This window comes from Bradyrhizobium sp. HKCCYLS3077 (assembly GCF_051167555.1).
GTDB lineage: Bacteria > Pseudomonadota > Alphaproteobacteria > Rhizobiales > Xanthobacteraceae > Bradyrhizobium.
This window is the reverse complement of record NZ_JBNPTH010000002.1, coordinates 1,209,241-1,226,193: the sequence shown is the minus strand read 5'-3', so window position 1 is coordinate 1,226,193 and position 16,953 is coordinate 1,209,241. Positions and strand designations below refer to the sequence as shown.

17 protein-coding genes are annotated in these 16,953 nt (G+C 67.5%); 13 read left to right on the top strand and 4 right to left on the bottom strand.

The genetic code is table 11. The annotated features are described in order from the left end of the window. Positions 1–47: 47 nt before the first annotated feature. From ACQR0Z_RS11780 to ACQR0Z_RS11770, 3 genes are all read right to left on the bottom strand, one after another. Positions 48–1,553 (bottom strand): glutamine synthetase family protein, encoded by a 1,506-nt coding sequence (locus ACQR0Z_RS11780; protein WP_434918690.1) that lies wholly within the window; start codon positions 1,551–1,553, stop codon positions 48–50. 173 nt (positions 1,554–1,726) lie between these two features. Beyond that, complete coding sequence (locus ACQR0Z_RS11775; protein ID WP_434918689.1) at positions 1,727–2,404, bottom strand: aspartate/glutamate racemase family protein; 678 nt, start codon at positions 2,402–2,404, stop codon at positions 1,727–1,729. Further along, a complete protein-coding gene (locus ACQR0Z_RS11770) occupies positions 2,394–3,188 on the bottom strand; it encodes a GntR family transcriptional regulator (RefSeq protein ID WP_434918688.1) in 795 nt (264 codons plus the stop codon). Before ACQR0Z_RS11770 ends, ACQR0Z_RS11775 begins: the two co-directional genes overlap by 11 nt. 221 nt (positions 3,189–3,409) lie before the next feature. Here ACQR0Z_RS11770 and ACQR0Z_RS11765 point away from each other — a divergent pair, with 221 nt between their 5' ends. From ACQR0Z_RS11765 to ACQR0Z_RS11745, 5 genes are read left to right on the top strand one after another with little or no spacing between them, the layout of a single operon-like run. Next, on the top strand, positions 3,410–4,528 hold the full coding sequence (locus ACQR0Z_RS11765) for an ABC transporter ATP-binding protein (RefSeq protein ID WP_434918687.1): 1,119 nt from the start codon (positions 3,410–3,412) through the stop codon (positions 4,526–4,528). An 11-nt stretch (positions 4,529–4,539) separates the two neighbouring features. Beyond that, entirely contained in the window at positions 4,540–5,589 is a 1,050-nt protein-coding gene (locus ACQR0Z_RS11760) for an ABC transporter substrate-binding protein (RefSeq protein WP_434918686.1), read from the top strand. A gap of 12 nt (positions 5,590–5,601) precedes the next feature. After that, on the top strand, positions 5,602–6,456 hold the full coding sequence (locus ACQR0Z_RS11755; protein ID WP_434862402.1) for an ABC transporter permease: 855 nt from the start codon (positions 5,602–5,604) through the stop codon (positions 6,454–6,456). Beyond that, positions 6,446–7,261, top strand: a complete 816-nt coding sequence (locus tag ACQR0Z_RS11750; protein WP_434918685.1) for an ABC transporter permease — start codon at positions 6,446–6,448, stop codon at positions 7,259–7,261. Before ACQR0Z_RS11755 ends, ACQR0Z_RS11750 begins: the two co-directional genes overlap by 11 nt. Then, positions 7,258–8,163 carry a polysaccharide deacetylase family protein gene (locus ACQR0Z_RS11745; RefSeq protein WP_434918684.1) on the top strand — a complete coding sequence of 302 codons (906 nt, stop codon included), beginning with the start codon at positions 7,258–7,260 and terminating at the stop codon, positions 8,161–8,163. The genes ACQR0Z_RS11750 and ACQR0Z_RS11745 overlap by 4 nt, the downstream gene beginning before the upstream one ends. Positions 8,164–8,286: 123 nt before the next feature. On the opposite strand, the gene ACQR0Z_RS11740 is transcribed toward ACQR0Z_RS11745, so the two are convergent. After that, positions 8,287–8,949, bottom strand: a complete 663-nt coding sequence (locus ACQR0Z_RS11740) for an O-methyltransferase (RefSeq protein WP_434918683.1) — start codon at positions 8,947–8,949, stop codon at positions 8,287–8,289. A 90-nt stretch (positions 8,950–9,039) separates the two neighbouring features. Between ACQR0Z_RS11740 and ACQR0Z_RS11735 the strand changes: the two genes are divergently transcribed. The 8 genes from ACQR0Z_RS11735 to ACQR0Z_RS11700 all read left to right on the top strand — a co-directional run bounded on the left by ACQR0Z_RS11735 (position 9,040) and on the right by ACQR0Z_RS11700 (position 16,939). Beyond that, positions 9,040–9,690: a TetR family transcriptional regulator gene (locus ACQR0Z_RS11735; RefSeq protein WP_434918682.1), complete on the top strand. Its 651-nt coding sequence runs from the start codon at positions 9,040–9,042 to the stop codon at positions 9,688–9,690. A 375-nt stretch (positions 9,691–10,065) separates the two neighbouring features. Then, the gene (locus ACQR0Z_RS11730; RefSeq protein ID WP_434878267.1) at positions 10,066–10,953 is read left to right on the top strand and encodes a CPBP family intramembrane glutamic endopeptidase; all 888 of its coding nucleotides are present in this window, start codon (positions 10,066–10,068) and stop codon (positions 10,951–10,953) included. A gap of 1,018 nt (positions 10,954–11,971) precedes the next feature. Then, positions 11,972–12,973, top strand: a complete 1,002-nt coding sequence (locus ACQR0Z_RS11725; RefSeq protein WP_434918681.1) for an aliphatic sulfonate ABC transporter substrate-binding protein — start codon at positions 11,972–11,974, stop codon at positions 12,971–12,973. An 81-nt stretch (positions 12,974–13,054) separates the two neighbouring features. Continuing rightward, positions 13,055–13,672, top strand: coding sequence for a nitroreductase family protein (locus tag ACQR0Z_RS11720; protein WP_434878270.1), 618 nt, complete (start codon positions 13,055–13,057; stop codon positions 13,670–13,672). A gap of 101 nt (positions 13,673–13,773) precedes the next feature. Next, positions 13,774–15,069, top strand: a complete 1,296-nt coding sequence (locus ACQR0Z_RS11715) for an O-acetylhomoserine aminocarboxypropyltransferase (RefSeq protein ID WP_434878271.1) — start codon at positions 13,774–13,776, stop codon at positions 15,067–15,069. 3 nt (positions 15,070–15,072) lie between these two features. Then, positions 15,073–15,855: an alpha/beta fold hydrolase gene (locus ACQR0Z_RS11710; RefSeq protein ID WP_434918680.1), complete on the top strand. Its 783-nt coding sequence runs from the start codon at positions 15,073–15,075 to the stop codon at positions 15,853–15,855. A gap of 124 nt (positions 15,856–15,979) precedes the next feature. Then, the gene (locus ACQR0Z_RS11705) at positions 15,980–16,381 is read left to right on the top strand and encodes a hypothetical protein (RefSeq protein ID WP_434861963.1); all 402 of its coding nucleotides are present in this window, start codon (positions 15,980–15,982) and stop codon (positions 16,379–16,381) included. Between the two features lie 156 nt (positions 16,382–16,537). Next, positions 16,538–16,939, top strand: a complete 402-nt coding sequence (locus tag ACQR0Z_RS11700; RefSeq protein ID WP_434918679.1) for a BA14K family protein — start codon at positions 16,538–16,540, stop codon at positions 16,937–16,939. Positions 16,940–16,953: the final 14 nt, after the last annotated feature.

The window sequence follows — 16,953 nt, the reverse complement described above, 5'->3', positions numbered from 1 at the left end:
GAAGCTGGCAGGACGCGAGCGATTGGCGCCCGCGTCCTGCGCCGCGGTCAGTAGCGCGTGAAATATTCGCGATGCTCCCAGGCGGTGACGTCGTCCGGCGTCGCCTGCCAATCCGGCTCGGCGGCGAGGAAGCGGTTCACCTCGCACTGCTTCATCCCGAGCAGCCAGTCGACGAAGACATCGCCCATCTGGCTGCGGAAGTAGCTGCTGGTCTTGAGTGCCTCCAGCGCCTCCATCAGATTGGTCGGCAGCAGCGGCCGGTGGGTGGCCGTATAGGGGCTGGTTTCCAAGGGACCCGGATCGAGCTTGCGGCGCAGGCCGTCGAGGCCCGCCAGCGCCTGCGAGGCGATGTACAGATACGGATTGGCGCCGGGCTCGCCGATGCGGTTCTCGATATGCGCCGACTGTTCGCCCGGCATGCCCTGCACCCGGATCATCGCCGCGCGGTTGTCATAGCCCCAGGTGGCACGGTCCGGCGCCAGCGAGTTCGGCTTGCGGCGGCGATAGCCGTTGACGGTCGGCGTCGTGAACACCGAGGCGGCCGCGGCGTGTTCGAGCAGGCCGCCGACGAAGTGGCGGCCGACGTCGGAGAGCAGCTCGCCCGAGCCGGGCTCCGAGGCGAAGGCGTTGCGGCCGTCGGCGGTGGCGAGGCTCTGATGCAGATGCCAGCCGCTGGCGACGTAGTTTGGCAGCCCCGGCCGCGTCATGAAGGTCGCATGCAGCCCCATGCGGGTCGCGACCTGCTTCACCATCGAGCGGAACAGCGACATCGTGTCGGCGGTCTTGAGGCCGGTCTGGACGTCGAAGGTGAATTCGAGCTGGCCCGGGCCCATCTCGTTCTCCATCGTGCGCAGCGGCAGATCGAGCGCCATGCAATGGTCGGCGAGCGTGCAGATAAAATCATCCATGCGATCGAGATTGTCCTCGACCTGGTAGGAGAAGCCGCGCGCGGCGGCCTCGACCAGCGGCGGCGTCGGCGGCACGCCGAGCGTGCCCATGTCCTCGGGCGCGAGCTTCGGATCGAGCACCTTGGTGACGTAGAACTCGATCTCGAGGCCGGTGATGAAGGTGTATTTCTCGCGCGCCAGCTCGGCGAGCGCCGCCTTCAGCTTGTGGCGCGCATCGAACGGCACGGGACGACCGTCGCGGAAATAGAGATCGCCGAGCACCCAGCCGGTGCCGGGCGACCAGGGCAGCACGCGGAAGGTCGTGGGATCGGGCACCAGGATGACGTTGGCGAAGCCGGCCATCTCGGCCATGCCGAAGCCGCCGCCGTCCATGAACGGATTGTAGGCGATGCCCTCGGCGGAATCGAAACCGTATTGCGCGTTGGTGAACTCGATGCCGTTCTTCAGCGCGGCGTGAAACGGCCCCGGCATCAGCGTCTTGCTGCGCAGCTTGCCTTGCGGGTCGGCGACCGATACGCGGATGCAGCGCAGGCCCTTTTCCTTGACGGCGGCCAGCGCCTCGCCTGCGGCCGCCTTCTGCTCGTCGCTCCAGAGGCCATGGGCCTCGATGAAACCCGCTGTCGTCACGTTGGCTCCTCCTCGCATGAACGCGCCGCATCGCGGGCATTCGTTGGATGGTCACCGGCGCGGAGAAATCTGTTTCATTACGCCCAATCTTAAAAGCGTAAAATTTATTACTCATGCCGAAATTGTAAGCCGCGCCCTGCCCGCGCGCGAGCCAGCGCGCGGCGCGTCGATGGGAACAATAATGAAGGCGTTCAGACGCCGAGCGTCGCCAGCAGCTGCGTCACGGCCGCCGCGATCGGCTTGATGATCGGCACCGCGAATTGCGGCTGCAGCTGATTGGCGGCCTGGGCGAGCGGCCCGCCGCCGATGATGACGGCCTCGGCGCCATCCTGTTCGATACAGGCGCGCACGGCCTCGGCCAGGGCGGCAGCAAGCCGCGCGGGATCGGCGGCAAGTGCGGCGGGGTCGCCCGGCGTGAGGCGCGTTCCGGTGAACTGCGCCGACAGCCCGATGCCCTCGGCCAGCGCCGCGATGCTCGCGACCAGGGCGGGCGTCACGGTGGCGATCCCGAAGCGCCGGCCGCCCAGCGCCGCCTCCCGCATCGACGCCTCGCCGATGCCGACCACCGGCACGGCCATCGCGGCGCGGATCGCGGCCGCACCGGGATCGCCGAACGCGGCGACGATGATGCCGTCACAGGCGTCGAGCTGTCGCTGGGCGATTTCGACGACTTCAGTGGCCGAGGCGGTCAGGGCCTCGGCATCGACGATCATGCTCGGGGCCCGCGTCGCGGTCGCGCCGACCAATTCGGCCCGGCTGGTGCAGCACGCACGCGCAATCGACACCATCATGGCTGTGGTCGCTGCCGAGCTGTTCGGATTGATCAGCAGGATGCGCGGCACGGGCCGTATCACGGGTTCAGTCGTCATGGCGCACAACAGCCACGCCGAGATCCCTGAAGATCGCAGTCAGCTCGTCCATCTCCCCCTCGCCGTCGCGGGGCTGGATGCGGCGCTCGATGTCCTCGAGGTGATGCGTCATGGCCGCGACCGCCGCCGCCTTGTCGCGGGCCAGCACCAGTTCACCGATGTCGGGATGGGAATCCGGCGAGCAGTCCGGCTCGCCCGGCTGCTCGAAGGTCGCGATCGCCAGCGACGTCCGCAGCATCAGCTCGCGCGCCATGTCGAGCAGCACGTGGTTGCCGGCCAATCGGGCGATCAGGATGTGGAAATCGGCCGTCAGCGACAGCGAGGCCCAACGGTCGCTGCGGTCGTCGGCCGCTTCGCGCGCCATGTGCGCCTTCAAGAGCGCCTTGCCCTGCTTGTCGAGCCGGTCGATCGCGGCCGCCACCGTCGCCGCCTCGATGACGCGGCGCGCGGCGAACATCTCGCGCGCCTCTTGCCAGGTCGGCCGCGAGACGAAGGCGCCGCGATTGGGAAACTGCACGACGATCTTGCGCGAGGCGAGATGCGCCAGCGCCTGGCGGACATGGATGCGCGTGGTGCCGAGGGCGTGCGCCAGACGGTCCTCGCCGAGCTTGGTGCCCGGCTTGAGCCGCTTCTGGCTGATCGCCGTGAGAATGCCCTGCACGACGGGATCGTCGTCCATGCTGCGCGGATCGATCGCCTCGGGCTCCGGCTTGGCCGCGGGGCGCCGCTTCGCGGCTGCGGGCGGCCGCTTCCCGGCGCGGGCTTTGGCGCGAGTCCTTGTCATGCTCTTCATCTAGCGAATGAGCGCGGAATTGAAAACATCCCGCCTGCCGCTTCTTGCACCAGAGGACGCATGTTTTGTCACCAATCTCACCAATAAATTGGCGCCAATTCTTGGCGCCATAAAAATACCCTCGCACTTTCATGAGCTTGAATAAACGCCATCACTGGCACGCCGCTTGCTGACATCCCCCGGCAATGGAGATGCGCGAGCCCGATCCCGCAATGATGATGCAGAATGTGACGTCGCCCCCGCAGGCGCGCGGCTGTGCGCTGGCGCTCCGCGGCATCGGCCACCGGTTCGGTACGACGGTGGCGCTCGACACCATCGATCTCGCAGTCGCGCCGGGTGAGCTGATCGCCCTGCTCGGTCCGTCCGGCTGCGGCAAGACCACCTTGCTGCAGATCATCGCCGGCTTCCTGCAGCCGAGCCGCGGCGCCGTCACCTTCGACGGCGTACGGGTCGATCACACCCCCGCCAATCGGCGGCGCATCGGCATGGTGTTCCAGAACTACGCGCTGTTTCCCCACCTCACCGTCGCCGAGAACGTCGCCTATGGCCTGCGCGCGCGGAAGGTGCCCGGCGCGCTGGTGACGAGCCGCGTCGACGAGATGCTGGCGCGCGTGCAGATGGCGGGCTTCGCAGGCCGCTTCCCGCGCCAACTGTCCGGCGGCCAGCAGCAGCGCGTCGCGCTGGCGCGCGCGCTCGCGATCGATCCGGTGCTGGTGCTGCTCGACGAGCCGTTCTCGGCGCTCGACAAGAATCTCCGGCTCGACATGCAGATCGAGATCAAGAGCCTGCTCAAGAGCTGCGGCGTCACCTCGATCCTGGTGACGCACGATCAGGAGGAGGCGCTGTCGATGGCCGATCGCATCGTCGTGCTCAACAAGGGCCGCATCGAGCAGATCGACACGCCGGACGCGCTCTATGATGCTCCCGCCAGCCCGTTCGTGAACGGCTTCATCGGCCACGCCAATTTCCTCAAGGGCAGCCTCGGCGACCGGCCCGGTGTCGTGACGCTCGCCGCCGGCGGCGCGCTGGTGCTGCCGCAGGCCGAGCGCCGCGCGGGCAATGGCGGCGTCACCGTCTCGGTGCGCCCTGAGAATCTGACGCTGTCCGATCACGACGGCCCCGGAGCGATTCCCGTGACGATCCGCGTCGCGATGCCGCTTGGCGCGGTCAGCGTCATCGAATGCGCCACCGCCGCGGGCGAAGCCATCAAGGTCAGCCAGTCCCGCGCCGCCTGGGCGGGACGGCCGGGCCAGCCCGCGTGGCTCACGATCACCGACCCCGCCAAGGTGCACGTCTTCGACGCGCCGCCCCCTTCCATCGCTGCAGCCTGAGGAGTCCCGCCATGAACCTGTCCCGCCGCCGCCTGCTCGCCACCGGCGCTGCCGCACTCGCGGCGCCCCATCTCATGCTGCCGTCGCGCGCCCGCGCGGCCGGCTCGATCGTCGCCACCACCTATCCCGGCAGCTTCGACGAAGCGTTCCGCGCCGTCGTCGGGCCCGCCTTCCAGAAGAGCAGCGGCGGCGACGTCGCCTTCACGCCCCTGCTCGGCGTCGATCAGATCGGCAAGATCCAGGCCTCGCGCAACGCTCCCCCGTTCGACGTCGTGCTGTTCGACGAGGGACCGCTGATCCCGGCGATCAATAGCGGCGTGCTCGAGAAATTCCCGGCCGAGACGTCGAAGAGCTTTGCGCAGATCCCGCAGGCGTTCCGTCACCCCGACGGCTACGCCCCCGTCGTCACGGTGCAGCTGATCGGCATCGCCTACAATCCGAAGAAGATCACGACGCCGCCAACCTCCTGGGAGGATCTGTGGAAGCCGGAATACAAGGGCCGCGTCGGCATTACCGGCATGGGCTCCTCCCTCGGCACCGCCTTCATGGTCGAGATCGCCAAGCTCAACGGCGGCTCGGAGACCAATCTGGAGCCGGCGTTCGAGGCGATGAAGAAGCTGCTGCCCAATGTCGGCGCCATCGCCAATTCGCCGGGCGCGCTGGCGGCGCTGTTCCAGCAGGGCGAGATCGATATCGCCTTCAACTACTGGAACAATGTCGCGCTGCTCGCCGCCAAGGGCGTCGACGTCGCTTTCGCCAAGCCGAAATCCGGCGCCGTCATCATCCGCTCCAGCGCGCAGATCGTGAAGAACAACCAGGATCCGAAGCTCGTGCTCGACTATCTCGACACCGTGATGTCGACGGAGGCGCAGAAGGGGCTGGAGGCCGCGCCCTGGGTGATGATGCCGACAAACAAGAACGTCGCGCTGACCGGCGCCAACCTGTCGGTCGCCAAGAGCGTCGACGATCTCATCGCGAGCAACGTGCTGCTGGACTGGACCAAGTTCCAGGGCCTTCGCGGCGAGTGGATCACGCGCTTCAACAAGGACGTCAAGATCTAGGCGTCCGTCCCGATGTCGCGCTCCTTCCTTGCGCACCGCGAGCTCGCGCCGGCGCTGCCGCTGGCTGTGATCTTCCTCGGCGCCTTCGTCCTGCCGCTGATCGCGCTGCTCGCGATCAGCTGCTACCGCACGCCGCAGTTCCTCGAACTGTCGCCGGTGCAGTATCTGCGCTTCGTCACCGATCCGTTCAGCCTGCGCGTGCTGGCGGACACGGTGATGCTGGGGCTCGAAGTCGCGCTGTGCTCGCTCGTGCTCGCCTATCCGCTGGCGCTGGTCTACCTCGCCAGCGGCGCGCTGATCCGGACCGTTCTCACCTTCCTGATCCTGCTGCCGCTGCTGACCAGCACCGTGGTCCGCACCTTCGCCTGGATCGTCATCCTCGGCCGTGACGGCATCGTCAATGCGACGATGCTGTCGCTCGGCCTGTGGGACAGCCCGGCCCGCCTGCTCTACAGCTGGGGCGGCCTGGTGCTGGCGCTGACCCAGATCCAGCTGCCGCTAATGGCGCTGCCGATCATCAACAGCCTGCTGCGGCTCGACGGCAATCTCGCCAAGGCCGCCGAGGGCCTCGGCGCCGGCCGCTTCCGCGTGTTCTTCACCGTGATCCTGCCGCTGACGCTGCCCGGCGCGGTCGCGGGCGGCCTGCTCGTGTTCGCGGCGGCCGCGACCGCCTTCATCACGCAGACGCTGGTCGGCGGCGGCCGCATCATCCTGATGCCGAGCTACATCTATCAGCAGTCGATGGGCGTTCAGGACTGGCCGTTCGCCGCGGCGCTGTCGCTGGTCTTCACCGCGGCGGTGATCGGCGTCGTCGCAATCATCGGCGCGACCGCGCGGCGGATGACGCGAGGCCTCGATGCAGCGTGACCTGACCGACCGGATCTATGGTGCGTCGATCGCCGTGATCGCGATCGCCTCCGCGCTGCTGCTGCTCGCCCCGACCCTCGTCGTGCTCATCATCTCGCTGACCTCGGGCATGACGCTGAAATTTCCGCCACCGAGCTGGTCGACGCGCTGGTATGTCGAGCTGCTGCGCTCCCCCGAGATCCTCGCGCCGGCGCTCACCAGCCTGAAGGTCGCGCTGTGCACCACGGTGATGTCTGCCGTGCTCGGCAGCGCCGCCGCACTCGGCATCGCGCGCAGCAGGCTGCGGATCGCCCGCATGCTCGACGCGCTGTTCATGTCGCCGATGGTGCTGCCCGCGATGGCCTTCAGCCTGTCGCTGCTGCTGGTCTTCAATGTCATCGGCATCCGGCTGTCATTCTCCACGCTGGTGCTCGGCCACACCATCGTCTGCGTGCCGTTCGTGATCCGCATGGTCGGGGCCGCCGTCCAGGAGCTCGATCCGGTGCTCGTCACCTGCTCGCTCAGCCTCGGGGCCAGCCGCTGGTACACCTTCCGCCGCATCACCTTGCCGCTGATCCGCCGCGGCATCGTCGCAGGCAGCCTCGTTGCGTTCCTGTCCTCGTTCGACAACGTGCCGGTCTCGCTGTTCCTGGCGGACGCGCGCACCGAGGTGCTGCCGATCAAGCTCTGGGCGATTCTCGAAGGCAGCCTCGACGTCCGCGTTGCCGCCGTCTCCGGCGTCATCGTGGTTCTCACCCTGATTGGCCTCGTCTGCGCCGAGGCGCTCGGCGGAGTCAGCCGCAGCTTCGGGACACCCGAGAGATGACCATCATCCGAGACCTCCGCGGCTATGGCCGGCAGCGCCCGGACATCGTCTGGCCCAACGGCGCCCGCCTTGCGGTATCGCTGGTGATCAATTTCGAGGAAGGCGCCGAACTCGCCGTCGAACAGGGGGACGCCGAGACCGAGCGCTACGGCGAGGTGCAGCCGACGCTGCCGTCCGGCGCGCGCGACCTCGTTCAGGAGCAGGTGTTCGATTACGGGATGCGCGTCGGTCTGTGGCGCTTCCTCGACGCCTTCTCCGCGCGCAACATGTGCGCGACGCTGATGATGTGCGGCCGCGCTGTCGAGCGGGTGCCCGATCTGGCGCGCGTTGCGGTCGAGTGCGGCCACGAGCCGGCCGTGCATGGCTGGCGCTGGCTGCCGCACGCGCTCTATACCGACGCGGACACCGAGCGCCGCGACATCGAGCGCACGCGCGACATCATCACATCCGCGACCGGCGTGCGGCCCGTGGGCTTCATGACACGCGGCAGCCAGAGCCCGTGGACGCGCGACCTGCTGGCCGAGCTCGGCTTCGCCTATGACTGCAATGCGCTCGATGACGACCTGCCCTATTGGACCCGCGCGGCAGGCCGGCCGCTGCTCGTGCTCCCCTACGGCTTCGATACCAACGACATGAAGTTCTTCCATCCCAACGGCTTCGTGCAGCCCGAAGATTTCTCGAACTACGTGGCCTCGGCGCTGCGCACGCTGCTCGCCGAGGCCGGCCGTGGCGCGTCCTCGCTGCTGACGATCGGCTTCCACCTGCGCATCACCGGCCGGCCGGCGCGGTTCGCCGCCGTCGAGACAATTCTCGCCAGGCTCGCCGATCTCGGCGACCGCGTCTGGATCGCGCGCCGCGCCGACATCGCCGCACATTTCCAGGCCCTCGTCCCACCGGCGTGAAAACCGCGGCGATCGGCTCGAGAATCCGCATCGCCGATTGCGGCTACAGCTGATCGGCCGCCAGCGCTGGCGGCCGCCGATGATCACGGCCGTGGCGCTGATGCGGGCAATGCGCGCCTGCCCTCACCCGATCCGCATCGACAATTCGACCTCGTCGCCGAACGGCACCGAGAGATAGCCGTTCGCCGGCGAGCGGACATGAGCGAGATACTCCGGACAATAATCGGCATTGTCGGCGACGATGAACGCGCCCGCACTGAGCCGGCTCTCGAGCAGCGCCAGGATGTCGCCATACAGCGGCTTGGCGCCGTCGAGCAGCACCAGGTCGATGGTCTCCGGCAGATCGGCGAGCAGCGTCTGCAACGCATCGCCCTGTCGGATCTCGACCAGGTCGGCCAAGCCGCCTTCGGCCAGGTTGGCGCGGGCCCGCGCAACCTTCGATGCTTCGAACTCGGTGGTGATCAGCCGGCCGCCGCCATTGTCGCGCAACGCCGCGGCTAGAAATAACGTCGAGATCCCGAACGAGGTGCCGAATTCGACGATCGATTTCGCGGCGAAGCTGCGCGCCAGCATGTAGAGCAGCGTGCCGGTGTCACGCGAGACCGGCAGCGGAAAGTCCTTCAGTTGCGCGTAGAGCTCGACATGGCCGGACTTGCTGCGCATCAGCTCTTCGCCGCGCTCGGCCATGCCGGCAAAGACCGGGCTCGTCTCCGGGCGCAGCCGCGCGGCCTCGGCCAGCAGGCGATCCAGCAGCGGCGCCACGGGCGCGGTGGTGAGGGTGATCATGAATCGTCTCCGTGTTTCGCGTGGGTGTTTGCCTCCCCGTCAAAATACGACTAATCATTCGCATTCGCTAATCGCATTCCGGATCCAGTCATGGCGCCAGCTCGAAAAGCCTCGATTGCCGCGAGAAAACAGCCGCAACAGGCGCGCTCCGCGGATCTCGTCTCGGCGATTCTGCAGGCCGCTGTTCAGGTTTTGACGAGCGAGGGCGCGCAGCGTTTCACCACCGCCCGCGTCGCCGAAAAGGCCGGCGTCAGCGTCGGCTCGCTGTATCAGTACTTCCCCAACAAGGCGGCGATCCTGTTCCGGCTGCAGAGCGACGAGTGGCGGCAGACCTCCGCGCTGCTCACCGGCATCCTCGAGGACACCAGCCGTCCACCGCTCGTGCGGCTCCGCGCGCTGGTCCACGCCTTCCTGCAATCGGAATGCGACGAGGCGGCCATTCGCGGCGCGCTCGACGACGCCGCGCCACTGTATCGCGATGCGCCGGAATCGAAAGCCGCCCAGGCGAGCGGCCGCCGCGCCATGCTGGCGTTCATGCGCGAGGCGCTGCCACACGCCCAGCCGGCTGAGCGGGCGCGCGCCACCGATTTGATCAAGACGACGCTCGCCCAAGTCGGCAAGCACTTCTCGGAGACGCCGCGCAGCCGCGCCGAGATATCGGCCTATGCCGATGCGATGGCGGACATGTTCAGCGCGTACCTCACGACCGCAGACAAGCCCGGGAGGCGTAAGGCCCGGTAGTCCCGCAACCGGCGCGTCTCCGACAGGCGCGGGCTCGCCCCGCGGATGCACCGGGGGTCAGTGCCTGATAAGCAGCATATGACCGAGCCAACGTCCGCAAACACGCCGCGCCAGCAGGTCCGGCGTCGCAAAGTGGATTGCGGCATGACCCTGCGCCTCATATCAAATGAGAGAGGAGATGCGGCACCCTGCTTGCCGGGGCTCTCCGTGCGGTCACCTGCCAAGCAAAACCGCAAAGACCGATACCGAGAGGCCGTCAGACCCGAAAGACGGTTGGATCTGGCGGCGCGGGGACGATGGACCATGTCGTCGCCATTGTCGCCGCGAGGCGCGTCTGGAGCGAGCAGGTTCAAATCTGGGGGAGACGTTTTTTACATGACGGATATCAGCCTTTCCGGTCAGCCGCTCTGGCAGCGCATTCTGCAGTTTCCGCTGACCCGCCTCATCGTCCTGGGAGCTGCCCTGTTCTACTTCATGGGATGGGCCCAGGCCCGTCTCGAGCAATTCCACGAGTCACCCGTGCTGAACGCGGTCATCCAGATCGTGCTGGGTGTTGCTGCGATCGGCGTGTACGTGGCCTATCAGACATTCATCGACCGACGCGAGGCGACCGAGCTTTCGACGCCCGGACTCGGCCGCGAATGGGCCATCGGCGCGCTGTGTGGCGCGGGCCTTTACACCGCGAGCGCGACAGTCCTGATGCTGCTCGGCATCTACAAGGTCGAGGGATTCAATCCCGTGCTGTTCCTGCTTCCCAACCTTTCGATGGCGATCAAGTCGGGCGTGTTCGAAGAGCTGCTGTTCCGCGGCGTCCTGTTCCGATCGGTCGAGGACATGTTCGGAAGCTGGGTCGGAATCCTGGTCTCATCGCTCGCGTTCGGGCTCCTTCATCTGACGAACCCGGGGGCGACGCTGGGCGGTGCCATCTACATCAGCATCGAGGCCGGGCTGCTCCTGTCCGCGGCCTATCTCGTCACCCGTCGCCTGTGGATCTGCATGGGCTTCCACATGGCGTGGAACTACTTCCAGTCGGCGGTCTTCTCCGGCGTCGTCTCCGGTGCCGTGAGCGATCCAGGCCTGCTGAAGGCCACCATCGAGGGACCGGAGCTGCTGACCGGCGGCGCGTTCGGCATGGAGCATTCGGTGGTCGCGCTGGTGTTCTGCACCACCGCTGGCGTCATCCTTCTCCTCCTCGCCATCCGCCGGGGCCACCTGAGGCCGCCGATGTGGCAGCGCCGCTTAACGACATCGTTTGCCAGGTAGGAACGCGCGTTTGCCGTCTTCCTACCTCGCAATCCACGCCATTTCGGCTCGTGCGGTGTGCTCCCTCTCCCCGTTCTTCACGGGGAGAGGGTTGGGGTGAGGGGCACGCGGGCGGTGCGGCGTCTCTGCACGCGGCTCACCTTCCGAGGCCTGCTATCTATCATGCACAGCACGTCTCACATTGACGTGCACGTCCGATGGACTCGCGATCGAGGCTACGGATGTGCCATGCCCCTCACCCGGATTGCTGCGCAATCCGACCTCTCCCCGCAAAGGGCGGGGAGAGGTTGCACCGGCCCCGCCGGGATCGGTTGCGTCGACAACTGCTTTTCCTGATGCGCGAACACCCGATAATCCCCAGCGATCTCAAGCTGATTTGCCCTGTCCAGTCCCGCTGCGAAAAATATTCTTGTTTCTTTTTTACCGAAATCATGATCATATCCGCGCATCCCGTCCGATCGAGGGGCGCTGTCGCGAACGTCACGAAGCGTTGGGTGGGATGCGGTGGCCGGTTCTCGTCGCAGCGTGCGTCAAGCGCGCCGACGTACGAGGGGAGCCGGACGGCGAAGTCGCGTGGTCCTGATACTCCGACGCTAGTATCACGCGCTGATGCGCAAGCATCATGCGCAACGGTGGCCAGAAAGCCCGGCGCACCGGGGAGATCGCGTATAAGCCGTAAGCCCATCGCGCAGGGAAGGCCGGATGTCCGGCTGATCCTGTGGTGACCGCCGCGTGCTTTTTTGTTGCACGCGGGCCATGGGTGTCAGTCGACGCCCGGCCTTCCCTGCGCCCTCTCCTTCCGGGAGGGACGAACGGCAGACATAGCTCGGGCGCCAAGCACGCCGCGAGGCTGCGAGCGGCTACCTGGGGATGCGAAACAGCAACAGATTTCTCGCATTGGCATCGAATGAAGAATGTTCGCCTCCATTCCGGCCGATCTGCAAAATTGCAAGGGATAAACGATCCTGCGATTGATCCGATCAGACCCGCATCGATGACTGTCAGGAGATTTCCGCACATGATCCCCTCTTCCGCCCCCCGGCCTCCGCACGCGCGGCCATGGCAGCTTGCCCGTCGCGCCCTGCTGGCGGCAAGCGTGGCCCTACTCAGCGCGCTCACGATCACACCGGCCGGAGCCGCCGAGACGCTGCGCATCGGCTACCAGAAATCCTCGACCCTGATCGCGCTGTTGAAGACCAATGGCGAGCTGGAGAAGGCGCTGGCGCCGCTCGACATCAAGATCTCCTGGCACGAATTCTCCAGCGGCCTGCCGCTGCTGGAGGCCATCAACATCGGCAGCATCGATGTCGGCGCCGATGTCGCCGACACCGTTCCGGTGTTCGCGCAAGCTGCCGGTGCCAAGCTCGCTTATGTCGCGGAGGAAGCCGCGTCGCCGTCGGCACAGGCGATCCTCGTGGCGACCGCCTCGCCGGTGAAGACTCTCGCCGACCTCAAGGGCAAGAAGATTGCCGTGACCAAGGGCGCCGGCAGTCATTATCTGCTGCTGTCGGCACTCGCCAAGGCTGGCCTGTCCTTCAAGGACATCACGCCGGCCTATCTGCCGCCGGCCGACGGCCGCACCGCCTTCGTCAGCAACAATGTCGACGCCTGGGTCGCCTGGGATCCGTTCCTGACCAGCACGATCCGCCAGTCCGGCGCGCGCGTGCTCGCCGACGGCAGCGACGGGCTCGCCAGCTACAAGCGCTACTACCTCGCTTCCGCCGACTACGCCGCCAAACACGGCGATGCGCTCAACGTCATCTATGGCAAGCTCGTCGAGACCGGCAAATGGGTGAAAGCCAATCCGGCCGCGGCGGCGGGCCAGCTCGCCGCGCTCTGGGGGATCGATGCGGCCACCGTCGAGGAGGCCAACAGCCACCGCTCCTACCAGGTCGGCGCCGTGACCCCGGCCGGCCTGTCGGAGCAGCAGAAGATCGCCGACGCTTTTCTCGCCGAGCGGGTTCTTCCTGCGAAGGTCGATACCTCGGCGCTGGCGATCTGGACTCCGAAGGCGCCGTGAGCCAAAGATGCGACGGAACCGTGCGCCGCAACGAAGCGGCGCACGCAGCCCGACGGCGGGCCTGACTGCAAGGAGACGACTGTGACTGCCCATCTTCCCGCGCCGACCGACCGCACCACCGAGCATCCGGCACATCGCATCTTCGTCGACCGCTGGTCGCCGCGCGGCTTCACCGACGAGGCGCTGCCGGAGAGCGCGCTGCTTACCTTCATCGAGGCGGCGCGCTGGGCGCCCTCTTCCTATAATTCACAGCCCTGGCGCTTCCTCTACGCGCTGCGCGGCTCGGCTGAATTCGACACCTTCCTGGCGCCGCTGATCGAATTCAACCGCGGCTGGGCGCAGCACGCCGCCGCGCTGGTCTACGTGATCTCCAAGAAAACCTTCATTCCGGCCGGCAAGACCGAGCCGGCGCCGACCCGCACGCATTCCTTCGATGCCGGCGCCGCCTGGGCCAACTTCGCCAACCAGGCCGCGTTGTCGGGCTGGGCCACCCACGGCATGAGCGGCTTCGACGTCGCCGCCGCGCAGACCGCGCTCGGCGTGCCCGACGGCTTCGCCGTGGAGATCGCGATCGCGGTGGGACGCAAGGGCGACGGCGAGAAGCTTCCGGCCGGGCTCAAGGACCGCGAGAAGCCGAGCCCGCGACTCGCCATTGCCGAGATCGCCGCGGCGGGCCTGTTCCCGAAGAGCTTCGGCTGACGACGCGACGCGTTCAGGGACGGCGTGATGCGCCGCCCCTGACGCCCGGTGAAATCTGTGGCAGAAAGCGGGACCATCGTCAGACGAGAGCCGAGATCCGCATGCCGCCGCCGAAACCGCCTGCCTTCGAGACACTGAGCCTGCATGCGGGCCAGCATCCGGATCCCGCGACCGGCGCCCGTGCGGTGCCGATCTATCAGACCACATCCTACGTGTTCGACGATACCGAGCACGCGGCAGCTCTGTTCAATCTCGAACGCGCCGGCCACATCTACACCCGCATCTCCAACCCGACCACGGCGGTGCTCGAGGAGCGCCTTGCGGCGCTGGAAGGCGGCGTCGGCGCGGTCTGCACCGCGAGCGGCCAGGCGGCGCTGCATCTGGCGATCGCCACCATCCTCAATGCCGGCGACCACATCGTCGCCTCGTCCTCGCTCTATGGCGGCACCATAAACCTGCTGGCGCACACGCTGCCGCGGTTCGGCATCACCACGAGCTTCGTCAAGCCGCGCGACCTCGATGGCTTCAGCGCCGCGATCAAGCCGAACACGCGCCTCGTCATCGGCGAGACGCTGGGCAATCCCGGCCTCGAGGTGCTGGATATTCCCAAGGTCTCGGCGATCGCGCACGCCGCCGGCATCCCGCTGCTGATCGACAACACCTTCGCCACCCCCTATCTCAGCCAGCCGATCGCGCAAGGCGCGGACATCGTGATGCATTCGGCGACCAAATGGCTCGGCGGCCATGGCATCGCGATCGGCGGCGCCCTCATCGATGGCGGCCGCTTCGACTGGCGGGCGTCGGGCAAGTTTCCGCAGCTCACCGAGCCCTATGCCGGCTATCACGGCATCGTCTTCGACGAGCAGTTCGGAACCGCCGCCTTCATCATGCGCGCGCGCACCGAGGGCCTGCGCGATTTCGGCGCCTGCCTGTCGCCCACCAACGCCTTTCATCTGCTGCAGGGCGTCGAGACCCTGCATCTGCGCATGGAGCGCCATGTCGCCAACACGGCCGCGGTGCTTTCCGCGCTCACCGCAAACAAGGCCGTCGACTGGGTGCTGCATCCCTCGCTGGAGACGCATCCGGACCACGCGCTCGCCAGGGAGCTCTTGCCGCGCGGCGCCGGCTCGATTGTCTCGTTCGGCATCAAGGGCGGCCGCCCCGCGGGCCGCAAGTTCATCGAGAGCCTGAAGCTGATCAGCCATCTCGCCAATGTCGGCGACGCCAAGACGCTGGTGATTCATCCGGCCTCCACCACGCATCAGCAGATGGACGCGGCGCAGCTCGCGGCGGCGGGAATCGGCGAGGAGCTGATCCGGCTGTCGGTCGGCATCGAGGCGGCCTCTGACATCATCGACGATCTCGGACAGGCGCTGCGCGCCTCGCAGAAGGTGTGAGCCATGCAACTGTCCATCCAGGACCGCGAGGTGTTCGTGGCGACCGGCGGCCGCGCGTTCGATGCCCCCCTCCCCGCCGTCGTCTTCGTGCACGGCGCCGGCTTCGACCATTCGGTCTGGGCGCTGCACAGCCGCTGGTTCGCCCATCACGGCTTTGCCGTGCTGGCCCCCGACCTGCCCGGCCATGGCCGCTCCGCCGGCCCGGCGCTGCCGACGATCGCCGCGATGGCTGACTGGATCGTCGCGCTGTTGCAGGCGGTGGACGCGAAGCCGGCGCATCTGATCGGCCATTCGATGGGCTCGCTGATCGCGCTCGACGCCGCCGCGCGCCATCCGGATCGCGTCTCGGCGCTGAGTCTGATCGGCACCGCAGCCGCGATGACCGTCGGGCCGGATCTGCTGAAGGCCGCGGAAGCCAATGATCACAGCGCGATCGACATGGTCTCGATCTGGGGTCTCGGCTTTGCAGCCGAGCTCGGCGGCAGCCGCGCGCCCGGCCTGTGGATGCATGGCGGCGCGCAGGCGACGCTGGAGCGCTGTGCGCCGGGCGTGCTGTTCAACGATCTCTCCGCCTGCAACAACTATCAGGATGCGCTGGCAGCGGCGGCCAGGATCACGGTGCCGACGCGTCTCATCCTCGGCGAGAAGGACATGATGACGCCGGTGAAGGCCGGCAAGGCGCTGGCCGCGGCGATCGCGCAGTCGCGCACGATCGTGCTGCCGGGTGCGGGACATACGATGATGGCGGAATGTCCAGACGCGCTGCTCGACGCATTGATCGATTAGTTGCGCCTGGTTGTTCCGTCGCGGAACGAAGGCGATCTGGGGCGCGACCTTTGCGCCCGTGAGAATTAGGAACGCGGTGTAACGCGCTCGATTGGTGGTTGGTGAAACCTCAAGGAGCGCAACAATGCGAAAGACAATTCTCACGCTGCTCGCCGCGACCGTGATCGCGGCCGGCTCGGTCGGTGCGGCCTTCGCGCAAGGCGGCGGTGGCGGCGGCGGATCGGGCGGCGGCGCAGGTGGAGGATCCGGCGGTGCCGGAGCGGGCGCCGGCGGATCCGGCGCAGGTGGTTCTGGCGCCGGCGGAGCAGGCGCCGGCGGATCTGGAGCCGGCGGCGCCGGCTCGGGCGGGGCCGGTGGCGCGGGCGCCGGTGCAGCGGGATCATCTGGCGCGGGCTCCGGTTCGGGCAGCTCCGCCGGCGGCGGTGGTCCCAGCCATGTGGAGCGTGGCGGCCAGGGCGCGTCGAGCCCGCCCGGCATGCGCAACGAGCGGACCCCGTCGACCAACGGCGTCGTTCCGCCGCGCTGACGCAAGCAACACATCGCAGCGGCTCGTCGAGCCGCTGCGACCTTATGGCAACGATGCGACGTCGCGCCACCGATTGAGGCGACGCGGTGACGCAGAGCAGGCCGTTGTGGCAAAACGTGGCTTCTCCTATCTCGGTCGCAGAAAGGAGCAACGCAGATGAACCTGCGAAAACTTGCGGCCGCAGCGACCGTCGGAACTCTCGCGCTGTCCGTCGCAACATCCGCGACCGCGGCGCCGATGCTGCCGGCTCATCCGGCCCCGGCAGCCGGAATCGCCGACACCGGTGGAGTTCAGACCATCGCGTACCGGCACTGGCGCGGCGGACATGACTGGCACCCCGGTCTCGGACGTCGTCACGGCTATCAATACGGCTACCGGCCCCATCACGAACCCAAGGGCGCCGCCGTCGCCGCGAGCGCGACGCTCGGCAGCGCCGTCGCGAACAGCCGCGCGGAGGCGAGCCGCGCGGAGATTGCCTGCTCGCAACGCCACCGGTCCTACGACCCGCGCTCGGGCACCTATCTCGGCAAGGATGGCCGCCGTCATCTCTGCCGCTAGCAAGATGTCCGGCG

What these genes read in the sequence shown, in the direction of transcription:
- ACQR0Z_RS11745 (WP_434918684.1), top strand. Translation starts at nt 7,258, where the DNA reads ATGACCATCATCCGAGACCTCCGCGGCTATGGCCGGCAGCGCCCGGAC.
- ACQR0Z_RS11750 (WP_434918685.1), top strand. Translation starts at nt 6,446, where the DNA reads ATGCAGCGTGACCTGACCGACCGGATCTATGGTGCGTCGATCGCCGTG.
- ACQR0Z_RS11765 (WP_434918687.1), top strand. Translation starts at nt 3,410, where the DNA reads ATGATGATGCAGAATGTGACGTCGCCCCCGCAGGCGCGCGGCTGTGCG.
- ACQR0Z_RS11760 (WP_434918686.1), top strand. Translation starts at nt 4,540, where the DNA reads ATGAACCTGTCCCGCCGCCGCCTGCTCGCCACCGGCGCTGCCGCACTC.
- ACQR0Z_RS11775 (WP_434918689.1), bottom strand. Translation starts at nt 2,404, where the DNA reads ATGACGACTGAACCCGTGATACGGCCCGTGCCGCGCATCCTGCTGATC.
- ACQR0Z_RS11725 (WP_434918681.1), top strand. Translation starts at nt 11,972, where the DNA reads ATGATCCCCTCTTCCGCCCCCCGGCCTCCGCACGCGCGGCCATGGCAG.
- ACQR0Z_RS11770 (WP_434918688.1), bottom strand. Translation starts at nt 3,188, where the DNA reads ATGACAAGGACTCGCGCCAAAGCCCGCGCCGGGAAGCGGCCGCCCGCA.
- ACQR0Z_RS11710 (WP_434918680.1), top strand. Translation starts at nt 15,073, where the DNA reads ATGCAACTGTCCATCCAGGACCGCGAGGTGTTCGTGGCGACCGGCGGC.
- ACQR0Z_RS11755 (WP_434862402.1), top strand. Translation starts at nt 5,602, where the DNA reads ATGTCGCGCTCCTTCCTTGCGCACCGCGAGCTCGCGCCGGCGCTGCCG.
- ACQR0Z_RS11715 (WP_434878271.1), top strand. Translation starts at nt 13,774, where the DNA reads ATGCCGCCGCCGAAACCGCCTGCCTTCGAGACACTGAGCCTGCATGCG.
- ACQR0Z_RS11730 (WP_434878267.1), top strand. Translation starts at nt 10,066, where the DNA reads ATGACGGATATCAGCCTTTCCGGTCAGCCGCTCTGGCAGCGCATTCTG.
- ACQR0Z_RS11735 (WP_434918682.1), top strand. Translation starts at nt 9,040, where the DNA reads ATGGCGCCAGCTCGAAAAGCCTCGATTGCCGCGAGAAAACAGCCGCAA.
- ACQR0Z_RS11740 (WP_434918683.1), bottom strand. Translation starts at nt 8,949, where the DNA reads ATGATCACCCTCACCACCGCGCCCGTGGCGCCGCTGCTGGATCGCCTG.
- ACQR0Z_RS11705 (WP_434861963.1), top strand. Translation starts at nt 15,980, where the DNA reads ATGCGAAAGACAATTCTCACGCTGCTCGCCGCGACCGTGATCGCGGCC.
- ACQR0Z_RS11780 (WP_434918690.1), bottom strand. Translation starts at nt 1,553, where the DNA reads ATGCGAGGAGGAGCCAACGTGACGACAGCGGGTTTCATCGAGGCCCAT.
- ACQR0Z_RS11700 (WP_434918679.1), top strand. Translation starts at nt 16,538, where the DNA reads ATGAACCTGCGAAAACTTGCGGCCGCAGCGACCGTCGGAACTCTCGCG.